The sequence below is a fragment of the Kitasatospora sp. GAS204B genome (genome assembly GCF_029892155.1).
Classification (GTDB): domain Bacteria; phylum Actinomycetota; class Actinomycetes; order Streptomycetales; family Streptomycetaceae; genus Kitasatospora.
Map to the genome: position 1 here is coordinate 1 of NZ_JARZAG010000073.1, position 2383 is coordinate 2383.

2 protein-coding genes are annotated in these 2383 nt (G+C 68.5%); one reads left to right on the top strand and one right to left on the bottom strand.

Annotation, left to right across the window (positions count from 1 at the left end; translation table 11 throughout):
• Positions 1-163 precede the first annotated feature (163 nt).
• The gene (locus tag P3T41_RS36810) at positions 164-1540 is read right to left on the bottom strand and encodes an IS1380 family transposase (RefSeq protein ID WP_280695018.1); all 1377 of its coding nucleotides are present in this window, start codon (positions 1538-1540) and stop codon (positions 164-166) included.
• Positions 1541-1724: 184 nt separating this feature from the next.
• On the opposite strand from P3T41_RS36810, the gene P3T41_RS36815 reads away from it, so the two are divergent.
• A complete protein-coding gene (locus tag P3T41_RS36815) occupies positions 1725-2225 on the top strand; it encodes a hypothetical protein (protein WP_280695019.1) in 501 nt (166 codons plus the stop codon).
• Positions 2226-2383: the final 158 nt, after the last annotated feature.

Consider the following 2383-nt stretch of genomic DNA (forward strand, 5'->3'; position numbering starts at 1 on the left):
CCTCGATCTTTCGTGACGGTCCGTCGGTGCGTTCGACGGGCCATTTCGACTTGTCCGGGTAGTGGTGGGCAGGCCGAGGGCCCGGCTGTCGCGTCGGGTGTGCGCCGGGTTCCACGGCTCCGGAGGCGTTCGGCTGCTCGTTGGGATGGGTCGTCGTTGCTGGTCAGCCGGGGTTCGGCAGTGCTTGCAGCCTGCTGAAGGCTGTGGTGATCACGTCAGTCCAGGGCCAATGGCGGGTCAGGCGGAGGATGCGTCGGCGGCCGGTGGTGACCAGGCGGGCGGCGGTGGAGAACAGCCGCAGCCGCAGGCGTTTGGGTTCCCAGCGGCGGGCTTGGCCGGTCAGGGCGAGCATGGGCATCCAGGCCAGCAGGTCCAGGGCGATCTGGACGATCTCCAGCCAGACCTGGTTCTGCGCGGCATGGTGCATGGGGAGGTTGCGCAGGCCGGTGTCACGGGCGGCGCGGATGCGGTCCTCGGCGCGGGCGCGTTGGCGGTGCTGCAGTTCCAGGGCCGCGATCGCGGTGCCAGTGGTGTTGGTGGCGAAGCACGTCAGACGCATGCCGTCGGCGTCGGTGAACCTCAACTGGGCTCCGGGGTGGGGCCGTTCCTTGCGCACGATCAGCCGCATCCCCGTCGGCCAGCCCTTGAGGACGTCGCCGGCCAGTTCGGCCACCCAGGCGCCGTCGCGGACCTGGCCGCCGGGTTCGACCGCTGGTGTCCAGGCTGGTGCCGGGACGTGCAGCACAGCGTGGTGGACCGCGTCGGTGATCGTCATCCCGACCGAGAAGGACAGCCACCGTCCGCGCGCGGTGAGCCAGTTCAGGAACTCATGGGTGCCGCCGGCGGAGTCCGTGCGGATCAGGGTCCGTCGGCCGCGCCGGTAGTGCTTGGGCAGCTGGGCCAGGGCGAGCTTGGTGGTGGTGATGTGGTCGGCGGCGGTGTTGCTGCCCGCGTTGCCCGGCCGCAGCAGCCCCGCCACCGGCTCCCCGGACCCGGGCGCTCCGTGGTCGACGAACGCGACCAGCGGGTGGTGCCCGAAGGTCCGCTTCCATGTCGCGGTCGCATCCTGCTTCTCGGAGTGCGCCAGCACCAGGACCCCGTCGATGTCCACGATGACCTGGCCACCAGCGTCAGGGGCGTCGGTGCCGGCCAGCTTCCACACCCGTTCGCGGACTTCGGCCCTCGCCCGGCGGATCGCGGTCAGCGCGCGGGGTCCGGCCGCGGCCAGGGTCTCGACCAGCCTGGACACGGTGGGGTCGGAGGCCACCGGCCCGAACACCTGCGGCTCGGCCCGCAACACGGCAACGTCGGACAGGCAGTCCCCGCCCATCGCCACCGCCAGGGCGAGGTCCAGCAGGATCTTGCCCGGGTCGTGCACCGCACGCGGCTTGCGCCACGGTGTCAACGCCGCCGATATCGCCGTGTCCAGACCGGACTTGCGGACAGTCTCCAGCAGTAGCACCCCGCCTGCCCGCGAGACCACCGCTCCGCCGTCGCCCTGGACACGGACAGGGGGATACGACCCGATACGCTTGTTCACTTGGAGAGTGCTTCTTTCCTTGCAGCGGACAGGACCCTAGACAAGTCCCATCGTTGCAGGTCAGAAGCGCTCTCCACTTATTTGATCAAGGGTCGGACGCCCACGGGCCCGACGGCAGGGTGTGAGAGTGTGCCTGCCTGAGGTCGGCTGATCCAGCGTGTGGGAGTGTCTCGAAGGACGTCGAATGCCCGGCAGCGATCGCAGTCACTGCTGTGCCACGCTGTCCGCCATGGAGCATTTGACGGTCCGTGGACTGGACCTGCCTGCACAGTTGACGTCCCTGCTCGCCCAGGGCCGGTGGCACCATCCAGGCGCGATCACGCTGGCGAAGGTCATTCCGTGGTTCGAGGACCCGCTCGACTTTCTGACCAGTGCGCCAGAGATGGAGTGGGAGTCCAGTTCGATGGACATGTTCGCCGATGACCCGTCCCTCGCCTTCTTCCGGAAGGCGCGGGGCAGCACCCTCAGTGCGCCGGTGGAACTGCCCTGGCTGGACGTCGAACAGGCAGTTTTCATCGCAGTGAACAGCATGCCCGGGGACGATGTTGCTCTCGCGCTGGACTACCGGACCGACCCGTTGGACCCCCGTGTCGTGGGCAGTGACTTCTGGACGAACCCGCGTCTATGCGATTGGCGCATAGTGGCACCCGCCTTCTCCGTCTTCGCGGCCAACCTGGGCCTCTAGCCTTTGCGCTGCGGTCCGCCATCCGATGCGTACCGCATCCAGTAGGTGCAGGGCTCGAAGCTATTGCCGTCTCGAAGCGGGAGCACATCGTGCCAGGTCAGCGGGATAACCCACCTCACCGCCTGCTAGCAGTCTCCGTCATCCGTGAAAGCGCGAGG

Excerpts from the sequence above, each read along its gene's own strand:
- P3T41_RS36815 (WP_280695019.1), top strand. The coding sequence starts at position 1,725 with ATGCCCGGCAGCGATCGCAGTCACTGCTGTGCCACGCTGTCCGCCATG.